The sequence below is a fragment of the Cellulomonas endophytica genome (genome assembly GCF_004123805.1).
GTDB lineage: Bacteria > Actinomycetota > Actinomycetes > Actinomycetales > Cellulomonadaceae > Cellulomonas > Cellulomonas endophytica.
Genome location: NZ_RWJX01000066.1, coordinates 1 through 19,252 on the forward strand (window position 1 = coordinate 1; position 19,252 = coordinate 19,252).

General features: G+C 77.2%; 11 protein-coding genes. 9 read left to right on the forward strand and 2 right to left on the reverse strand.

The window, feature by feature from the left end; genetic code table 11:
* From EJA20_RS18795 to EJA20_RS14835, 6 genes are all read left to right on the forward strand, one after another.
* Positions 1-187: hypothetical protein (locus EJA20_RS18795; RefSeq protein ID WP_205687524.1), on the forward strand; the 187-nt coding region annotated here is incomplete at its 5' end.
* Positions 184-1,212 carry a uroporphyrinogen-III synthase gene (locus EJA20_RS14815; protein WP_129339272.1) on the forward strand — a complete coding sequence of 343 codons (1,029 nt, stop codon included), beginning with the start codon at positions 184-186 and terminating at the stop codon, positions 1,210-1,212. The genes EJA20_RS18795 and EJA20_RS14815, both read left to right, overlap by 4 nt.
* A complete protein-coding gene (gene hemB, locus EJA20_RS14820) occupies positions 1,209-2,300 on the forward strand; it encodes a porphobilinogen synthase (protein WP_129339273.1) in 1,092 nt (363 codons plus the stop codon). The genes EJA20_RS14815 and hemB overlap by 4 nt, the downstream gene beginning before the upstream one ends.
* Positions 2,301-2,499: 199 nt before the next feature.
* On the forward strand, positions 2,500-4,359 hold the full coding sequence (locus EJA20_RS14825) for a reprolysin-like metallopeptidase (protein ID WP_129339274.1): 1,860 nt from the start codon (positions 2,500-2,502) through the stop codon (positions 4,357-4,359).
* 118 nt (positions 4,360-4,477) lie between these two features.
* Positions 4,478-5,881, forward strand: a complete 1,404-nt coding sequence (gene hemL, locus EJA20_RS14830; protein ID WP_129339275.1) for a glutamate-1-semialdehyde 2,1-aminomutase — start codon at positions 4,478-4,480, stop codon at positions 5,879-5,881.
* 214 nt (positions 5,882-6,095) lie between these two features.
* Positions 6,096-7,952, forward strand: coding sequence for an HNH endonuclease signature motif containing protein (locus tag EJA20_RS14835; protein ID WP_164984002.1), 1,857 nt, complete (start codon positions 6,096-6,098; stop codon positions 7,950-7,952).
* 130 nt (positions 7,953-8,082) lie between these two features.
* On the opposite strand, the gene EJA20_RS14840 is transcribed toward EJA20_RS14835, so the two are convergent.
* Both EJA20_RS14840 and pulA read right to left on the reverse strand, forming a co-directional pair.
* The gene (locus EJA20_RS14840; protein ID WP_129339277.1) at positions 8,083-9,486 is read right to left on the reverse strand and encodes a glucose-6-phosphate dehydrogenase; all 1,404 of its coding nucleotides are present in this window, start codon (positions 9,484-9,486) and stop codon (positions 8,083-8,085) included.
* A 183-nt stretch (positions 9,487-9,669) separates the two neighbouring features.
* Positions 9,670-15,861: a pullulanase-type alpha-1,6-glucosidase gene (pulA, locus tag EJA20_RS14845; RefSeq protein ID WP_338068835.1), complete on the reverse strand. Its 6,192-nt coding sequence runs from the start codon at positions 15,859-15,861 to the stop codon at positions 9,670-9,672.
* Between the two features lie 188 nt (positions 15,862-16,049).
* Between pulA and EJA20_RS14850 the strand changes: the two genes are divergently transcribed.
* The 3 genes from EJA20_RS14850 to EJA20_RS14860 form a co-directional block, all read left to right on the forward strand.
* Positions 16,050-16,424, forward strand: coding sequence for a metal-sensitive transcriptional regulator (locus tag EJA20_RS14850; protein ID WP_240675532.1), 375 nt, complete (start codon positions 16,050-16,052; stop codon positions 16,422-16,424).
* A 63-nt stretch (positions 16,425-16,487) separates the two neighbouring features.
* Complete coding sequence (locus tag EJA20_RS14855) at positions 16,488-16,718, forward strand: heavy-metal-associated domain-containing protein (protein ID WP_129339278.1); 231 nt, start codon at positions 16,488-16,490, stop codon at positions 16,716-16,718.
* Positions 16,715-19,252, forward strand: a 2,538-nt coding sequence (locus EJA20_RS14860; RefSeq protein ID WP_276319548.1) for a heavy metal translocating P-type ATPase, incomplete at its 3' end; no start/stop codon positions are given. The genes EJA20_RS14855 and EJA20_RS14860, both read left to right, overlap by 4 nt.

Consider the following 19,252-nt stretch of genomic DNA (forward strand, 5'->3'; position numbering starts at 1 on the left):
CGACGACGTCGCCGCGGGGCCCGGCGCGGACGCGGGGCCCGGCGCGGACGCGGGCAGCGGCCTGCTCGACGCGGGCGCCGGTGACGGCGACGGCGCCGAGTCCGTCGCGCGCGGGCTCGGCGTCCTGCTCGCCGACGAGCTCGTCGCGCTCGGCGCGGCCGACCTCGCGGCGGTGCGCGCCCGGTGACGTCGGACCGGGACGTCCGGGCCGGCACGTCCGCACAGGCCGGCCCGTCCGGGCAGGGCGGCACGTCCGCGCAGGCCGGCACGTCCGGGCTGGCCGGCACGTCCGGGCAGGGCGGCACGTCCGCGGCCCCGCTGGCCGGACGGACCGTCCTCGTGCCCGGGACCGCGAGCGGCGGCCCGGCGGCGCGCGTGGCGCTGGCGGCGGCCGGGGCCCGCGCCCTCGTCGTGCCGCTGCTCGTCACGGCCGACGTCGACGACCTGGGCCCCGTGCGGGCCACCCTCGCCGACGTGGCGGCCGGCCGGGTCGCCTGGCTCGCCGTGACCAGCGCCGCGGCGGTGCCGCCCCTCGTCGCGGCGGACGCCGGGCTCGGCGCGGCCCTCGCGGCGTCCGGCACCCGGGTCGCGGCCGTCGGCCCCGGGACCGCCCGCGCGCTGGCCGCGGCGGGCGTCGCGACGGACCTCGTGCCCCCCGCGAGCCTGGGGAACGCCGCGGGCCTGCTCGCCGTCTGGCCGGAGCGGCCGGCCGGCCCGGCGCCGCGCACGGTGCTGCTGCCGCGCGGCGACCGCGCGCTGCCCACGCTGCCGACCGGGCTGCGCGCCCGCGGCTGGGACGTGCGCGAGCTCGTCGTCTACCGCACCGTCGACGCCCCCGACCCCCCATCCGACGTGGCGGCGGCCTGGCGCGGCGGCGGGGTCGACGCCGTGCTGCTCGCCTCCCCCTCCGCGGTCGACGCGCTCGTGCGCCGGCTCGGCCCGCCGCCGCCGGGCGTCCTCGTCGCGTGCATCGGCGCGACGACCGCCGACGCCGCCCGCGAGCGCGGCGTCCCCGTCCACGCGGTCGCCGCCGCCCCCACGACCGCCGCCCTCGTCGCCGCGCTCGTCCGGGCCGTCGACGAGCACGCCCGCCCCGCCGGACGCCCGACCCCCGACGCCGTCGACGGCCCCGCCGACGACCTCGCCGCCGAGGGCAGCGCCGACCACCTTCACACCCGCCCCGACACCCGCCCCGCCGAGAGGGAGCCATGAGCCTCACCGACGACCGCCACGCCGCGCCCACCGGCACGGGCACCGGCGCAACCCCCTCGCCCGCGGCGCCCGCCGCCCACCCGTCCGGCGCGGGCCGTCCCCCGCTCACCACGCCCGGCCGCGTCCGCCTGCGCCGCACCCGCACGACGCCGGCCGTCCGCCGCCTCGTGGCGCAGACGCGCCTGCACCCGGCCAACCTCGTGCTGCCCGTCTTCGTCCGCGAGGGGCTCGACGAGCCGCGCCCGATCGCCTCGATGCCCGGCGTCCGGCAGCACACCCGCGACTCCCTGCGGCGGGCGGCGGTCGAGGCCGCCGAGGCCGGCATCGGCGGCCTCATGCTCTTCGGCATCCCGGCCGTGCGCGACGCGGCGGGCAGCGGCGCGAGCGACCCCGCGGGGATCCTCAACGTGGCGCTGGCGGACCTCGTCGCGGAGGTGGGGGACGCGCTCGTCGTGCAGGCGGACCTCTGCCTCGACGAGTTCACGGACCACGGGCACTGCGGGGTCCTGGCGCCGGACGGGCGCGTCGACAACGACGCCACGCTCGCGCGGTACGTCGACATGGCCCTCGCGCAGGCCGACGCGGGCGCCCACCTGCTCGGCCTGTCCGGGATGATGGACGGCCAGACCGCGGCGGTCCGCGACGCGCTGGACGCCGCCGGCCACGAGGACGTGCTGCTGCTGGCCTACGCCGCCAAGTACGCCTCGGCGTTCTACGGGCCCTTCCGCGAGGCGGTCGAGTCGGCCCTGCAGGGCGACCGGCGGGCGTACCAGATGGACCCGGGCAACCGGCGGGAGGCGGCGCGCGAGGTCGCGGCGGACATGGCGGAGGGCGCCGACGTCGTCATGGTGAAGCCCGCGATGAGCTACCTGGACGTGCTGGCCGACGTGGCCGCCACCTCGACCGTGCCCGTCTGGGCCTACCAGGTGTCGGGCGAGTACGCGATGGTCGAGGCCGCCGCCGCGCAGGGGTGGATCGACCGGCGCCGGGCGGTGGAGGAGTCCGTGCTGAGCATCCGCCGCGCGGGCGCGGACACCGTCCTCACCTACTGGGCGACCGAGCTGGCGGGCTGGCTGCGCGAGCGCTGAGGGCCGGGCGGGGACCCCGGCCGCACCCCGCTCGTGCCCCGGCCGCACCCGCTCGTGCTCCGCACCTGCCCCGCACCCACCCCGCACGTGCCCCGGTCGGGTGACCCGGGACCCGTCCCCCGGGTGACCCGCTCGTGCCGGCGGGTGACCGGGACCGCTCGAGGTCACCGGTCCGGGCCGGGGCGACGATCGGCTGCGCATGGCCCCCGTCGCACCGCGTCCCCACGCCGTCCGTCGCGCCGCGCAGGTGTGCGCAGGCGTGACGGCGGTCGTGGTCGTCGCCGGGGGCGTCGGGTGGACGGCGGTGGCGGGCGGTCCGTCGGGCGGGACCCCGGCCGCCCCCGCCCCCGCCGCGGCCGCCCCGGAGCCGGGCCGGACGGCGGCCACCGCCCCGACGACGGCACCCGTCCCCGACGCGTCCCTCGCCCCGGCCCCGACGCCCCTGGCGCCCGCCCCCTCGCCCCTCGGCACGCCCGCGGCCGGCCCCTTCGCCGCCGGGACCCCCGACGACGGCACGGCGGTCCTCGTCCCGGCGGGCGCGGTCGTCGCCGGCGCCGCCGCCGAGGTGGTCCGCCAGCAGCCCGTGGCGGTCGACGTGGCGGCGCTCGAGCGGGCGACCGGCACGTCCGCGACGGTCGACCTGCCCCTCGTCGGCGGGACCGTGGCCGTCCGGCTCGACGCCCCGAGGGCCGCCGCGGACGGCTCCGTCACCTGGACGGGCGAGGTCGACGGGCAGGGGGGCAGCTCCGTGGTGCTCGTCGGCCACGAGGGGGCGCTCGCCGGCACCGTCGTGCCCGCGCACGGCCCGGCGTACCGGATCACCGCGGTCGCGGCCGGCGAGGCCGTCGTCGAGGAGCTCGACACGGCCGCCTTCCCCGAGGGGGGCGACGACGGCATCGACCCCCCGTCGCACCCCGACCCGGTCGTCGGGGCGGCCGCCGACGGCCCCTCCCTGCCGGACGGCACGCCTGCGACCAGCACGTCCGCGACCAGCACGTCCGCGACCAGCACGTCCGCGACCAGCGCGTCCGCGACCGTGCCGGCCGCCGAGCCCGACGGGGTGCCCGTCGTCGACGTCCTCGTCGGCTACACGACGGCCGCGATGCTCGCCCGCGGCGGGCGGACGGCGATCGAGGCCGACATCCGACTGGCGGTCGGCCAGGCCAACCAGGCGTTCGTCACCTCCGGGATCGCGGCGCACCTGCGCCTGACGCGCGCCGTCGAGGTGCCGACGAACGGCGACGTCACCGCGCAGGTCCTCGCGCAGGCGACGAGCCCCACGGACGGCTGGAACGACTCCCTCACGACGATGCGCACCGCCGACGGCGCCGACCTCGTCGCGCTCGTCGTCGACGACTCGGCCAACGCCGCGTGCGGCATCGCCTACATCCAGAACCCCGTCGGGTCGTCCTTCCGCAGCTACGCGTACAGCGTCGTCGACCAGTCGTGCAGCACGGGCAACTTCAGCTTCGCGCACGAGCTCGGCCACAGCCTCGGCGCCGCGCACGACCGCGGGTCCTGGTCCGGCACGCCGGCCTTCGGGCACGGCTACGACTGGGTGGACCCGGCCCACGGCTGGCGCACGGTCATGGCCTACGCCAACGCGTGCCCCGGGTGCACCCGCCTCCTGCGCTTCTCCAACCCCGACCTCACCGTCGACGGCGCGCCGACGGGGGCACCGGTCGGCAGCCCGCAGGCCGCGGACAACCGGGCCGTGCTCAACAGCACCGCGGCGGGCACGGCGGCGTTCCTGCAGGCCCCGGTGCCGCTCGCGGCGTCCACCCCGGCCGGGGGGTCCCTCGTCGGGACGGGCCGGCGGCTGCCGGTCACCTGGAACGCGGCCACGGGTCTCGGCAGCACCGTCCGGCTCGAGCTCGTCGCCGCCGACGGCACCGCCACCCCCCTGGCGGCCGGCGTCGCCGCCGCGCCCGGCACCTGGACGGGCACCGTCCCGACGACCGTCGCCGCCGGCACGGGCTACCGCGTCCGGGTCACCTCGACGACGTCGCCCTCCGTGACCGCGACCACCGCGACCTTCCGCGTCGTCGTCTGCCCCTGAGGCGCCCCCCGCCGCACCGGGACAGCACGGCACCCGCGCTGAGGGGCCGCGGAGGGCGCGGCGGGCCCCGAGGGCGCCGCCGCCTAGGCTGGCGGTCGCACCTGCGGACGGAGGACGGATGAGGCACGCGACGACGGACAGCACCGGCACGGTCGAGCGGCTGGACACGACCGGCGCCGGGCGGGCCGGGCGCAGCGGCACGACGACGAACGCGGAGGCCTTCGAGCGCGCCCGCGCCGTCATCCCCGGCGGCGTGAACTCGCCCGTGCGCGCCTACGGCTCCGTCGGCGGCACCCCGCGGTTCCTGTCCTCCGCCTCCGGCCCCACCGTGACGGACGTCGACGGCCGCACCTACGTCGACCTCGTCGGATCCTGGGGCCCCGCCCTGCTCGGGCACGCGCACCCCGCCGTCCTCGCCGCCGTGCAGGAGGCGGCCTCCCGCGGGCTGAGCTTCGGCGCCCCGACCGTCACGGAGGTCGAGCTGGCCGACGAGGTGCGCCGCCGCGTGCCGGCCGCGGAGCGCGTGCGGCTCGTCTCCACGGGGACGGAGGCGACGATGACCGCGCTGCGCCTCGCGCGGGGCGCGACGGGCCGGGACCTCGTCGTGAAGTTCGCCGGCTGCTACCACGGGCACGTCGACGCCCTGCTCGCCGCCGCCGGCTCCGGGGTGGCGACGCTCGCGCTGCCGGGGTCCGCGGGGGTCACGGCGGCCGTCGCGGCCGAGACGCTCGTGCTGCCGTACAACGACGTCGCCGCCGTCGAGGAGGCCTTCGCCGCCCACGGCCCGCGGATCGCCGCCGTCATGACCGAGGCGGCGCCGGCCAACATGGGCGTGGTGCCCCCGCTGCCGGGCTTCAACGCGGCCCTGCGCCGCATCACCGCCGAGCACGGGGCGCTGCTCATCCAGGACGAGGTCCTCACCGGCTTCCGCGTCTCCCCCGCCGGCTGGTGGGGGCTCGAGGGCGCCCGCGAGGGCTGGGCGCCGGACCTGCTGACGTTCGGCAAGGTCGTCGGGGGCGGGCTGCCCGTCGCGGCGGTCGCGGGGCGGGCGGAGGTCATGGACCTCCTCGCGCCCCTCGGGCCCGTCTACCAGGCGGGCACGCTGTCGGGGAACCCTGTGGCGACCGCCGCGGGGCTGGCCACGCTGCGCCTGGCGGACGACGCCGTGTACGCGCGCGTCGACCACGTCGCCGCCGTGCTCGGCCGCGAGGTCTCCGCCGCGCTGGCCGCCGCGGGGCTGCCGCACCGGGTCCACACCGCCGGCAACCTCTTCAGCACGGTCTTCGGCGAGGCCGCCGCCCGCGGCGAGGTCCAGGACTACGCCGGGATGCTCGCGAGCGAGTCCTGGCGCTACGCCCCGTTCTTCCACGCGCTGCTCGACGCCGGCGTCTACGCGCCCCCGTCGGCCTTCGAGGCGTGGTTCGTCTCGGCCGCCCACGACGACGACGCCGTCGCGCGCGTCGTCGAGGCCCTCCCCGCCGCCGCCCGCGCCGCCGCCGAGGCCCGCCGCCCCACTCCCTGACCGCCGGCGGGAACGGGACGGGCTCCCCGCGCCGGTTCCGCCCCTGCCTGCCACTCCCTCAGTTCCTCCGTCACCAGCCCCCCGACCAGGCATAGTCCACCGTGCCTGCACCGCGATGGGTGGCGTGCGCGCCGGTCCTTCCGGGACGGCGGCTGCGCCGGGGCTGGGGGCGGCTCACCGCGGTCGTGTCGGTGGTGGGTGCTGGGATGGACCCATGACGTCAGCGGTCGCGGAACGAGCGGAGGCGGGTCCCGTCGGGATCCGCTCCGAGTTCCGACGCCCGCGCGCCGTCGCGCCGGACCCGAGGACGGTCGAGGTCGACCCTGCGGCCGCCGGGCTGGACCCGGAGCTGGTCGTCGCGATCCTCGAGCACGGCGTCGGGGCACGGGAACCGGTCGAGGACGACCGCTTCGACCACCTCGTCGGGCACGACCTGCCCGTCGCCGCCCTGGCGGCGATCCCGGGCGTCCGCGACGCCGCCGAGGCCCGGCTCGACGCACTCCTCCACGCGCTGCAGCGCTCGGAGGAGGCCGCGCGCGCGGTCGCCGCCTGGCAGACGCAGCTGCTCGCGGAGGCGTACCGCTGGGGACGGCTCGGCGCCGGCCTCGCGCACCGGGACCCGGACGCGACGCGTCACTCGTCCGAGGAGCTCGAGCACCGCACGGCCGTCGCCGAGCTGGCCACCCTGCTCGCCGTGCCCGAGGGGACCATGTCGGTCCGGGCGCGCGAGGCCGTCGAGCTGACCGCCGACCGCCCTGCGGTGCTGGACGCCGTGTCCGACGGCCGGCTGTCGCTGCGTCACGCGCAGGCGCTCCTCGACGGTACGCGACGGCTCCCCGAGCCCGCGTGGGCCGCCGCCGACGCCGAGCTCGTGCCCCTGGGGGTCGGCGTGACGGTGCGACGCTTCGCGGTCCTCGTCCGCCGGTGGTGCGACCGGCGCCACCCCGTCCCCACCGCGGAGCGGCATGCGACGGCGCGCGAGGAGCGCTGCGTGCGGCTCGTGCCGGAGCGGGACGGCATGACGTCGCTGTGGGCGCTGCTGCCCACCGCCGGTGCGGAGGCGGTCTACGACGGCCTGACCCGCACCGCCCGGGCGGTCCTCGACGGCCTGCCGGCGTCCGCGGACCACGGAAGCCTGCCTGGCACCACCCTCGACCGGCTCCGCGCGGACGTCCTCGTCGACCGGCTGCTGGGGGTGACGACCGGGCTGCCGCCCCTTCCCGGCCCGCCTCCGACTGGTTCTGCCCCGTCGACGGCGGCTCGACCGACCTCTCCGGACCCCGGTGACAGGTCCGGCGACGCGACGCGCGACCCCAGGTCGAGTCCTCGAGACCCGGCACCCTCGCGCGGCGGCGCCAGGGTGTTCCTTGACGTCGGTGCGTCAGCCGACGAGGAGGGCCCCGCCGCGCAGGCCCCTCCCGCCAGCCCGCCGGCCCCTCCTCCCACGATCGCCGGTGGTCGGTACCGGGAGAACCCCGACGCGGGCCTGCACGCGACGATCCACGTGACCGTGCCCATCGGCACCCTGTTGGGCGAGGACCTTCCCGGCGAGCTGGCCGGCGTCGGGCCGATCGACCCGGCGCTGACCCGGCAGCTCGTCGCCGGCGCGCGGACCCTCACGCGCGTCCTCGTCGACCCCGTCGACGGGGCGGTCCGTGCCGTCGACCGCACCACCTACCGCATGACCGGCGCGCTGCGGCGACTCCTCCAGGCCCGGGACGGCACCTGCCGCTTCATGGGCTGCCCGCGCCCGGTCCACCGCTGCGACGTCGACCACGCGCACGACTGGGCCGCGGGCGGCTGCTCCGACCCCGAGAACCTCGTGCACCTGTGCCGGCACCACCACCGGCTCAAGCACCTCGCCGGGTGGCGCGTGGCCGTGGCGGCGGACGGCGTCGCGTCCTGGGTGTCGCCCCGCGGCCGCCGGTACCGCACGGAACCGGCGCTCCGGTTCGGTGCGGCAGGCGGCGGCGCCTCGGGCGCCCGCGCGCCGTCGCCGAGCCCGTCGAAGTCGGTCGACCCCGGGCGCGCCCCGACGGAGCCGATCGCCATGGGCCCCCCGCCGTTCTGACGGGCGTCCTCGTGGGACGAGGCCGACGAGACGGCGGCGCTCCGCCGTCTCGCCGCGGCCAGTGGGGTGAGCCGCGCTCCTCGTCGCCGTGCAGCCGGTGAGGTGCCAGGCCCTGGTCGCCCCGTGGCCGTCAGACCGGGGCGCTGCTCGTCGTCGGGGCGTCCGGGCCGTCGCTGCCCGCGGCGTAGTCGCGCAGCGGCGAGGCGCCGGCCGCCCAGGCCGCGAGCACGGGCTCGACGATCCGCCATCCCTCCTCCGCCTCGGCCGCCCGGGCCGAGAGGCGGGTGTCGCCGTCGATGACGGCCAGGAGGAGCTGCCCGTACGGCGTCGGGTCCTGACGGGCGAGCTGCGCGTCGAGGTCGACGGTCTCGAGGTCGAAGGGGTCGCCGAGCCCGTTGACGTTGAGGCGCAGCGCCATCCGGTCGGGGTCGAGCTGGAGGCGCAGCTCGTTCGTGGCGGGCGCGGCGCCGGCGAAGACCCGGTGCGGGACGGGACGGAACCGCACGACGATCTCGCGCCGGTCCGCGCCCAGCGCCTTGCCGGTGCGCAGGCGGAACGGCACCCCGCCCCAGCGCCAGGTGTCGACCCACAGGGTGATCTCGGCGTAGGTCTCGGTGCCCCGGTCGGCCTCCACACCGGGCGCGTCGACGTAGGACCCCACCGGCCGCTCGCCGTCCTTCCCCGTCACGGTGCCGGCGGTGTAGCGGCCCCGCACGGTCCACCGCGCCACGTGCTCGCGGTCGGGGGTGCGCACGGCGCGCAGCACGTCGGCCTTCCGCGCGGCGAGGTCGGCGGGGTCCATGGACGTGGGCGGCTCCATGGCCACGTACGTCAGCAGCTGGAGCAGGTGGTTCTGCACCATGTCGCGCAGGGCGCCGGAGCGGTCGTAGTAGGAGGCGCGGGCCTGGGCGTCGACGGTCTCGTCGAAGACGATGTCGACGGACTCGACGTGCTGGCTGCTCCACAGGGGCTCGAGCACGCGGTTGGCGAAGCGCAGGCCGAGCACGTTGAGCACGGTCTGCTTCGCGAGGAAGTGGTCCACGCGGAAGACGCGGTCCTCCGGCAGCAGCCGGCCGAGCGCCGCGTTGAGCTCGACCGCCCCCGCCAGATCCTTGCCGAACGGCTTCTCGACGACGACGCGCAGCCCCGGCGGCAGGTCCACCCGGGCCAGCGCCTCGACGACGGGCAGGAACAGCACGTGCGGCAGGGCGAGGTACAGGACGGTCGGCTCGTCGGGGGCGACACCGGCGGCCGCGATGCCCGCGGCGAGGGTCGCGGGGTCGGTCACGTCGCCGTGCACGTACTCCGCCCCGTCGGCCAGCGCCGCCCGGACCTCCGGGGACGCCGCGGTGGCGTGCTGCTCGAGCTTCGTCCGCACGTGCTCGCGGAAGCCCTCCGTGTCGAGGTCGTCCTGGGCGACGCCGACGAGGCGCAGTCCGCCCTCGACCGACGGCTGCACCTGGGCGAGCCCGGGCAGCAGGTAGCGGGCGGTGAGGTCACCGGTGGCCCCGAGGACGACGAGCGCGGCGGTCATGGCGCCCACTCTGTCGGCGCGCGGGGCGGCGCGCACGGCGGAGGGCCGTCGCCCCCGTGCCGACGTGCGGCGGCGGGGACGACGGCCCTCGGAGGAGGGCGCGCGGTGGTCCGGACGTGGGCCCGGACGTGGGCCCGGACGTGCGCCCGGGCCCACCGCGGCCGTCCGGGGGCGGGCCCGGCCTCAGCCGGCCCGGCAGGGCGGCACGACGAGGTCCCGCTCCAGGTCCCGGTGCCACGAGCGGACCGAGAGCCGCCCGAGCACCCCCTCGCCGGTGGCCCGGTCGACGACGGCGGGCGGGTCGCCCACCAGCCCCCGGGTCCAGTCCTCCTGCACGGCCCAGCCGCGGCCGCAGACGTCGGCCGGGAGCTGCGCCGCCGTCACGGTCTGCCGCACGTGCCCGTCCGTCACGGCGACGAGCCGCTGCTGACCGCTGTTCGACCAGGACGCCGGCCGTCCGGCGTCGAGCTTGCGGTAGACGTAGACGAGCGAGTGCAGGGCGGGGCCCTGGTCCTCGACGAGGACGGCCACGGTCCGCGCGGGCACCGTCACCGTCCCGGTCGCCGCGTCCCACGTGGTGCCGCGGACCGTGGCGTCGGCCCCGTCGCGCTGCACGTCGGAGAGCCGGTAGGTCCGCCCTGCCAGCGCCTCCACCGGCACGGTCGCCGGCGCGTCGGAGGCGTTGAGCACGACGAGCAGCCCGTCGAGCGCCGGGTCGACGTCCTCACCGACCCGGTCGTCGACGTGCATCGTCACGACGCCGGGCAGGGCGTCGGGACCGCTGCCCGGGAACGTCAGCTTGGACGTGATGAGGTCCGCGCTGCCGAGCCGGAAGAGCGGGGTCGACGAGCGCAGGCGGAGCAGGTCCTGCGCCTGGGCGGTGGCCGCGGCGACGTCCTGCGCCGTCGGGGCCAGCGACCCGTCGGCGAGGAGCGGCCGCATGAAGCCCCACTTCGCCTCGTTGGCCTCCGCCGGCGGCAGGCCCCGGCCGAACCCGTTCTCGGCGCCGGTCCAGTCGAGCACGTTGAACCAGTCGCCCGAGTTGTAGCTGTCCCGGTCGAGCGACTTGCTGCGCAGCAGGTCCGTCCCGGCGTGCCAGAAGGACGGCGTCTGCGCGAGCGCGGTCGTCGCGAGCGACAGCGTGTTCATGCGGACCCGGTCGGCCATGGTCGTGGCCACGGGCAGCTTGTACGTCAGGGCGTCGAACAGCGTCTCGTTGTCGTGCGCGTCGACGTACGTCACCACCTCCTCCGGGGAGTCGGCGTACCCGGCCGGCTGGCCGTTGTAGTCGATCTCCGCACCGGTGCGGACCTCGCCGTCGCTGGTGAGGAACGCGTAGTCGCGCAGGTTGCCGGCCATGCCGAGGCGGACGAGGTCCGTCTCGTGGGCGAGCCGGGCGGCGACCTCCTCGGGCGTGCCGTTCACGGGAGCGCCGTCCGCGCCCACGGCGCCGTTGTCGTCCGTGCCCAGACCGCTGCCGAAGCCCTGCCGGCGCGGGTCCTCGTCGAAGGGCCCGCCGCCGCGGACGGCGTCCCGGAGCCGGTCGGAGAACGTCCCGATGCCGGTGCCGCCGAGGTTGCCCTGCCGGGCCTGCTCGAAGAGCCGGTCGTCGGCGACCTCGCCGAAGTTCCAGCCCTCGCCGTAGAGGTAGACGGCCGAGCCGTCCACCCCGTCCTCCGCGACGGTGAGCGCGTCGAGCGCCTCCCGCACGGCGAGCATCGAGTCGCGGGAGTGGTGCCCCATGAGGTCGAACCGGAAGCCGTCCACCTTGTGGTCGCGCGCCCAGGTCACGACGGAGTCGACCATGAGCTTCTCCGCGACGCGGTGCTCCGTGGCGATGTTCTGGCAGCACGTCGAGGTCTCGACGGCCCCGGTGGCGGAGAGCCGGTGGTAGTACCCCGGCACCACGCGGTCGAGCACGCTGCGCGGGTCCTGCCCGCTGGCGCTCGTGTGGTTGAACACCTGGTCGAGGACCACCTGCAGGCCGTCGGCGTGCAGCGCCCCGACCATGGAGCGGAACTCGGACACCCGCGCGCCGCCCGTGGGGTCGACGGCGTAGGAGCCCTCGGGCGCCGACCAGTGCAGCGGGTCGTAGCCCCAGTTGTAGCCGTCGGCGTCGCGCACGGGCGAGAGGCAGGCCTGCTGCTCCTCGGAGTCGGGCGCTGACGACGCCAGGTCGCACGCGGGCTCCGCCTGGGCGGCCCGGTCCTCCTCGATGGTCGCGATGTCGAACGTCGGCAGCAGGTGCACGGTCGTCAGGCCGGCGTCCGCGAGCGCCCGCAGGTGCTCGCGCCCGGCGGTGCCCTCGAGCGCGAAGGCGCCGTAGGTCCCGCGCAGGGCCTCGGGGACGGTCGTGTCCCCGATCGAGAAGTCCCGCACGTGCAGCTCGTAGATGGTCTGGTCGACCGGGGCGACGACCGGCTGCGCGGCCTTCTCCCACTGCTTCGGCCGGAAGGCCTGGTCGTCCAGGTCGACGAGGACGGAGTGCGTCGAGTTCGTCGTGAGCGCGACCGACGCGGGGTCGGTCACCTCGTTGACCTCGACGGCCCCGGTCGACGGCACGAACACGGTCACCGCGTAGCGGTAGGCAGCACCCGCCCACCGCTTCTCGCCGCGCACGGACCACGTGCCGTCGTCCGCCCGTGCCATCGCGACGCGCTGCGGCTCCGCGGCGAGGTCGGGCACGCCCTGCCGCGCCGGCCACACGAGGAGGTCGACGTCCGTGGCGGTCGGCGCCCACAGGGTGAGCGTCGGCCGGTTGCCCTGCCAGGTCGCCCCGAAGGTGCGGTCGGCGACCGCGTCGGCGTAGAGGTCGTCGACGACCCCGGGGATCTGCACCCCGGTGAACGCGGCGACGCCGTCCGGCCCGGTGCCGACGACGACGAGCTGGCCCCGGAGCAGGTCGGCGACGAGCGCCTCGTCGGGGGCGTCCCCGGCCGCCGTGCGGACCCGCAGCACGCGGTAGCCCTCGGCCAGGTGCGGGAAGGCCTCCGCCAGCTCCGCGGGCAGCCCTGCGGCGTCGGGCCCGAGCGCGAGCTCGGTGGCCCCGTCCGGCACGACGACCGCGCCGTCCGTCAGCGTGATCCCGCCGGCGGCGGCGCCCCACAGGGCGTACGTCGCGTCGGGCCAGGCCGCCGGCACGACGAGGACGTCGCGCGAGAGCCACTGCGCGGAGCTCTCGCCGACCCCGGGCACGCCCGGGGACACGTCCCCGCCGACGGTGAGCAGGTGCGACGCGAGCTCGTACGAGATCGTCACCGGCGCACCGTCCTCGTCGACGTCGAACGTGACGTTCGCACCGCCGGGGGCGCCGCCGGCGCCGTAGTTCTCGTCCCAGGACATGCCGTGGGCGGCCTTCATCTCGTAGCCCCCCGCCGGCAGCGCGTCGGTCGTGAACGTGAAGACCCCGTCCCCGTCGAGGTCCGTCAGCAGCGACCGCAGGCAGTCCGGCGACCAGTCCGCCGGGCACCCGAGCTCGCTCTGGAACGAGCCGGGCAGCGTCAGGACCGGGTGCTGCGACGTGGTGAAGAAGTACCGCGTCGCGGGGTCGAAGTACACGGACACCGTGCCACCGGGGTGCGTGTAGAGCACGTTCGGCCCGTTGAGCACGCCGCCGGCACCGAAGTTGACGTCCCAGCTGCTCTCGACGGCGACCTTGAACTCGTAGTCGCCGGCGGGCAGGTCGAACGTGCCCTCCCAGGCCCCGTCGGCGCGCGCCGTGAGCTGCGCCTGGGCGCAGGCGGGCTGCCAGTCGGCCGCGCAGCCCATCTCGGAGTTGTGCGTGCCGGGGACGGACACCTCGCCGTAGGTCGGGACCGGGCCGGGGCCGCCGTCGTCGACCACCCCGTCCACGGCGTGCCCGACGGAGGCGAAGGTGGAGGCCGCCGCGCGGTCGCCGGCCGCGTCGACCGTGACCGCGCGGTACTCGACGAGCGTGCCGGGGGCGAGCGCGTCGACGTCGTGCCAGACCCGTGGCTCGTCGTCCTCGGCGGTGCCGAGCGGCGTCCAGGCGTCCGCGCCCACGACCCGCCAGGCGAAGGACGTCTCGGCCCAGCGGTCGTCGGCCACGTCGGCCAGGACCTCGGCCGTCCCGGTGACGGCGGCCCCCGCGGAGGGGACCTCCACCGCGACGGTCCCGTCGGCGGCGTCCGCCACCGGCCGGTCGGCGACGAGGAGCAGGACGCCCCGCGCCGGCACCTCGACCGCGACGACGCCGTCGGCGTCCGCCGTGACGGTGCCGTCCGTGCCGAGCAGGCCCGTGTAGGTGGCGCCCGGCGTCAGCGTCGTGACCGTGGCGGTCGCCGCGGCGTCCCCGGAGTTCGTGACGACGAGGTGCTCGACCCGCTCCGTGCGGTCGACGCGCGCGAAGGCGTAGAGGGCGCCGTCCGCGAGCAGCTCGACCTGGGCGCCCTGGGCGAGCGCCGGGTGGCTCTCGCGCAGCGCGGCCAGCTCGGCGATGTGCGTGTACAGCGGCGCCCCGGTGTCGTACCGGTCCACCGACCCCGCCGTCTCACCGGTGAGCAGCGGCTGGTCGGCGTACTCCGGGACCTGGGTGGCGAAGAGCGTCTGGCGCGCCGCCTTGTCGTTGCCCTCCGTGCCGTTGAACCCGACGAAGCCCTGCTCGTCGCCGTAGTAGACGACGGGCTGGCCGCGGGAGAGGTACATGAGGGAGTGCGCGAGCTCCGAGCGCGCCAGGGGGTCCTGCGACTGGCGCACGAAGAACCCGACACGGCCCATGTCGTGGTTGCCGAGGAACGTCGGCAGCGCCGTGGCCGAGGAGTCCGGGGTCGTGTACCGGTCGTCGCCGGCGAACAGGCGCTGGAGCAGCGAGGCGTTGCCGCCCGCCGCGTACGCGCTCGCGGCCGACTGGAAGGTGAAGTCGAGGACGGAGGACATCTCCGTCTCGCGGACGTAGGGCGACAGGAGGGCGGGGTCGGCGTCGTACACCTCGCCGAACATGAAGAACTCGTCCTTGCCGGCGGCCCGGGCGTGGTCCATGACCTGCGCCGACCACGCGTCCCAGAACTCCCGGTTCACGTGCTTGACGGTGTCGATGCGGAAGCCGTCGATGCCGAGGTCGATCCAGTCCGTGTAGACGTCGACGAAGCCCTGGACGACGCGCGGGTCCTCCGTCATGAGGTCGTCGAGGCCGTCGAAGTCGCCGTAGGTCACGGACTCGCCCGACCACGTCGTGTTGCCACGGTTGTGGTACACGGTGGGGTCGTTCAGCCAGGCCGGCACCTTCGTCACGGCGCCGTCGTCGACGACGGGCGTGTACGGGAAGGACGTCGCCGGGTCGAGGGCGGGGAAGGCGTCCGTGCCCGCGAGCGCCGCCACGTCGACGGGGGCGCCCCCGTCGTCCGTCCACGGCCGGTCGGCGATCGGCACGTAGTCGTACGTGCCCTCCTCGTACTCCACGACGTCGGCGGTGTGGTTCGTGATGATGTCGAAGTAGACCTTGATGCCGCGCGCGTGGGCGTCGGCGATGAGGGCCTCGAGCTCGGCGTTCGTCCCCAGGTGCGGGTCGATCTGCGTGAAGTCGGTCACCCAGTACCCGTGGTACCCGGCGGAGGCGTCCGCGCCCTCGCCCTGCACCGGCCGGTTGAGGAAGGACGGCGTCAGCCAGATCGCCGTGGTGCCCAGGCCCTCGACGTAGTCGAGGTTCGCGCGCAGGCCGGCGAGGTCGCCGCCCTGGTAGAAGCCGCGGTCGGTGGGGTCGGAGCCCGTGGCGAGGCGGTCGCCCGTCAGGCCGCCGGTGTCGTTCGCCGGGTCGCCGTTGGCGAAGCGGTCGGTCATGACGAAGTAGAACCGCTCGTCGCTGCCGGGCTGGCGCGCGGGCGGCACGACGAGGTCCGCGTCGGCCGCGGCGTCGTACGCCCCGGCCAGGCCGAGCGGCGTCAGGGCCACCCGGTGCGTGGCGTCGTCGTAGGTGACGAGGACCCGCGTCCCGCCGCCGACGACGAGCGGGATGTTCGCGCCGTCGAGCACGCCGTCGAGCCCGTAGGACTCGTCCCAGGCGCCGTCGAGCGCGACCTTGTACTGCCAGGCGCCCTCGGGCACCACGAGCTCGGCCGCGTACACGCCGGCGGCCTCCGTCGGTGCGAGGCCCGTGGCGACGCAGGTGGGGTCCCAGTCCGCCGCGCACCCGAGCTCGGACTGCAGGTCGCCGACGAGCGCGACCGTGCGCGCGGCGGTGCCGGGGGCGCCGGGGGCGGCGGCACCGGCGGCGGCCGCCGGCAGGACGGCCCCCGCGAGGGCGCCGGTGAGGGCGACCGCGAGGGCGGAGAGCGCCGCCAGGGGACGGCGGGTGCTCGCGCCGGCGGCGCGAGGGGCGGTTCGGCGGGTGGGCAGGGGCAGGCTCGGCGATGAGCGCAACGTGACTCCCTCGTCACTCGGGCCGCGGCCGGCGGCCGGGCGCACCGGCACCGTACCGTCGGGTCACCCCGTCTGCAAAGGGCGTGCACACGTTGCACGTCGTTGCAGAGTCCGCCCCACCCCGTCCTTCGACGACGTGGCGCAGCGTCGGGAGGAATACCCCCGGGGGGTATCCTGTTGGGGTGAGCATGGACGCAGCGACCTCGACCCCGGGCACCACCCCCGACGGCCCCGCCGGCAGCACGCCCGCCGACGGCACGCCCGTCGACGCGCACGCCGGTCCGCACGGCTACACGGACGCGAAGTCCGAGTACCTGCGGCGCCTCAGGCGCATCGAGGGCCAGGTCCGCGGCATCGCGCGGATGGTCGACGAGGACGTGTACTGCATCGACGTCCTCACCCAGGTCTCGGCGGTCACCAAGGCCCTCCAGGCCGTGAGCATCGGGCTCGTCGAGGACCACCTCGCGCACTGCGTCGTCGACGCGGCGCGGCAGTCGCCCGAGGCCGGCGCCGCGAAGGTCAAGGAGGCGGCGGACGCCATCGCGCGCCTCGTCCGCAGCTGACCGCAGCCGACCGTCCGCACCACCCACCGGCCGCACCGCGGCCCCACCCCACCGGAGGCACCCATGACCACCACCACCTTCTCCGTCGACGGCATGACCTGCGGCCACTGCGTCCGCTCCGTCACCGAGGAGCTGTCCGCGCTCCCGGGCGTCGAGGACGTCCAGGTCGAGCTCGTCGCGGGCGGCGCCTCGCCCGTCACCGTCGTCTCCGCCGCGCCCCTCGCCGACGCGGCCGTCCAGGCCGCCGTCGTGGAGGCCGGCTACGCCGTCACCCCGCGGAGGTCCCTCCTGTGAGCACCACCCCCACCCCGCACGCCGCCCCGTCGGTCGCCGGGCCCGCCGGGCCCCCGACCGCCGACCCGGGCGTCGTCACCGTCGACCTCGCGGTCGAGGGCATGACGTGCGCCTCCTGCGTCGGCCGCGTCGAGAAGCGGCTCGGCCGCGTCCCGGGCGCCACCGCCACCGTCAACCTCGCGCTCGAGCAGGCGCACGTCGCGCTCGTGCCCGCGCCCGGGGACGACCCGGCCGCACCCGCCACCACCGCCTCGACCGACGCGCTCGTCGCCGCGGTCCGGGCCGCCGGCTACGACGCCCGCGTCCTGCGGGTCACGGGCGGGCCCGCCGCCCCCGCCGCGGTCGACCGCCCCACGGGCCACGCCGAGCACGCCGAGCACGCCGAGCACGCGGGTCACCCCGGCGGCCACGCCGGGATGGACGCCCGCGAGCACGCGCTCTCGGGCCACAGCATGGCGCCGGGGCACGACATGGACCCCGACGAGGACACCTCCGCGCCCACGGACACCCGTGGCACGGAGCTGCGCCGCCGCCTGCGCGTCGCCGCCGTGCTGACCGTGCCCGTCGTGGCGCTGTCCATGGTGCCCGCGCTGCAGTTCACGGGCTGGCAGTGGGTCGTCGCCGCGCTCGCGCTGCCCGTGGCGACCTGGGCCGCCTGGCCGTTCCACCGGGCCGCCGTCCGGGCCGGCCGGCACGGCGCCTCGACGATGGACACCCTCGTCTCCCTCGGCATCGCCGCCGCGACCCTGTGGTCGCTGTGGGCGCTGCTCCTGGGCGGCGCGGGCCGCCTCGGCATGACGATGACGCCGACCCTGTGGCCGGCCGCCGACCCCGGGCACGCCGCCATGGGCATGCCCGAGCTCTACTTCGAGGTCGCGGCGGTCGTCACCACGTTCCTGCTCGCCGGCCGGTACCTCGAGCACCGCTCGCGCCGGCGGGCCGGGGACGCGCTGCGCGCCCTGCTCGACCTCGGCGCGAAGGACGTCGCCGTGCTCGTCGCGGGCCCCGACGGCCGCCGCGAGGAGCGGCGCGTGCCCGTCGACCGGCTGCACGTCGACGACCTGTTCGTCGTCCGCCCGGGCGAGAAGGTCGCCACGGACGGCGTCGTCGTCGAGGGCAGCAGCGCCGTCGACACCTCGCTGCTCACCGGCGAGCCCGTCCCCGTGGACGTGGGTCCCGGCGACGAGGTGACGGGGGCGACCGTCAACAGCGGCGGGCACCTCGTCGTCCGCGCCACCCGCGTGGGCGAGGAGACCCGCCTCGCGCAGATCGGCCGGCTCGTCTCCGCGGCGCAGACGGGGAAGGCCCCCGTGCAGCGCCTCGCCGACCGCGTCTCGGCCGTCTTCGTGCCGGTCGTGATCGTGCTCGCGCTCGCCACCCTGGCCGTCTGGCTGCTGCTGGGCGCCGACGCGCAGACCGCCTTCACGGCGGCCGTCGCCGTCCTCATCATCGCCTGCCCCTGCGCCCTGGGCCTGGCCACGCCGACGGCCCTGCTCGCCGGCACCGGCCGCGGCGCGCAGCTCGGCATCCTCATCAAGGGCCCGGAGGTGCTCGAGCGCACCCGTCGCGCGGACACCGTCGTGCTCGACAAGACCGGCACGGTGACGCAGGGCCGCATGGCTCTCGTCGACGTGCTGCCCGTCCCCGGCGAGGACCGCGACGAGGTGCTGCGCCTCGCGGCCGCCGTCGAGGCGCTCGCCGAGCACCCGGTCGCCCGGGCGGTCGCCGCCGCGGTCGAGCCGGCCGCGACGGACGCCCCCGCGGGCGCCGACGGCGTGGCCGTCGGCTCGCTGCAGGTGCACGGCTTCCGTGCCGAGGCGGGGCACGGCGTCGGCGGCGTGGTCCGTGCGGCGCACTCCGGGGTCGGCCTCGGACGCCGCGTCCTCGTCGGGCGCCGGTCGTGGCTCGTGGGCGAGGGCGTCGACGACGCCCCCGTGCGGGGCGCCGTCGAGCGGGCCGAGGCGACCGGTGCCACCGCGGTCGTCGTGGCCTGGGACGGCGCCGCCCGCGGCGTCCTCGTGCTGCGCGACCCGGTGAAGCCCGGCGCGCGCGAGGCCGTCGACGAGCTGCGCGCCCTGGGCCTGCGGCCCGTGCTGCTCACCGGCGACAACGCCGGCGCCGCCCGGGCCGTGGCGGCCGAGGTGGGCATCGCCCCCGAGGACGTGGTCGCCGAGGTGCTGCCCGCCGACAAGCTCGAGACGGTCCGCCGCCTCCAGGGGCAGGGCCGCACCGTCGCGATGGTCGGCGACGGCGTGAACGACGCCGCCGCCCTGGCCGCCGCCGACCTCGGGCTCGCCATGGGCACGGGCACGGACGTCGCCATCGAGGCGGCCGACCTCACGCTCGTGCGGGGCGACCTGCGCTCGGCGGGGCAGGCGGTCCGCCTGTCGCGCCGGACGCTCGCGGTGATCCGGCAGAACCTGTTCTGGGCGTTCGCCTACAACGTCGCGGCGCTCCCGCTCGCGGCGCTCGGGCTGCTCAACCCGATGATCGCGGGCGCCGCCATGGCGTTCTCGTCCGTGCTCGTCGTCGGC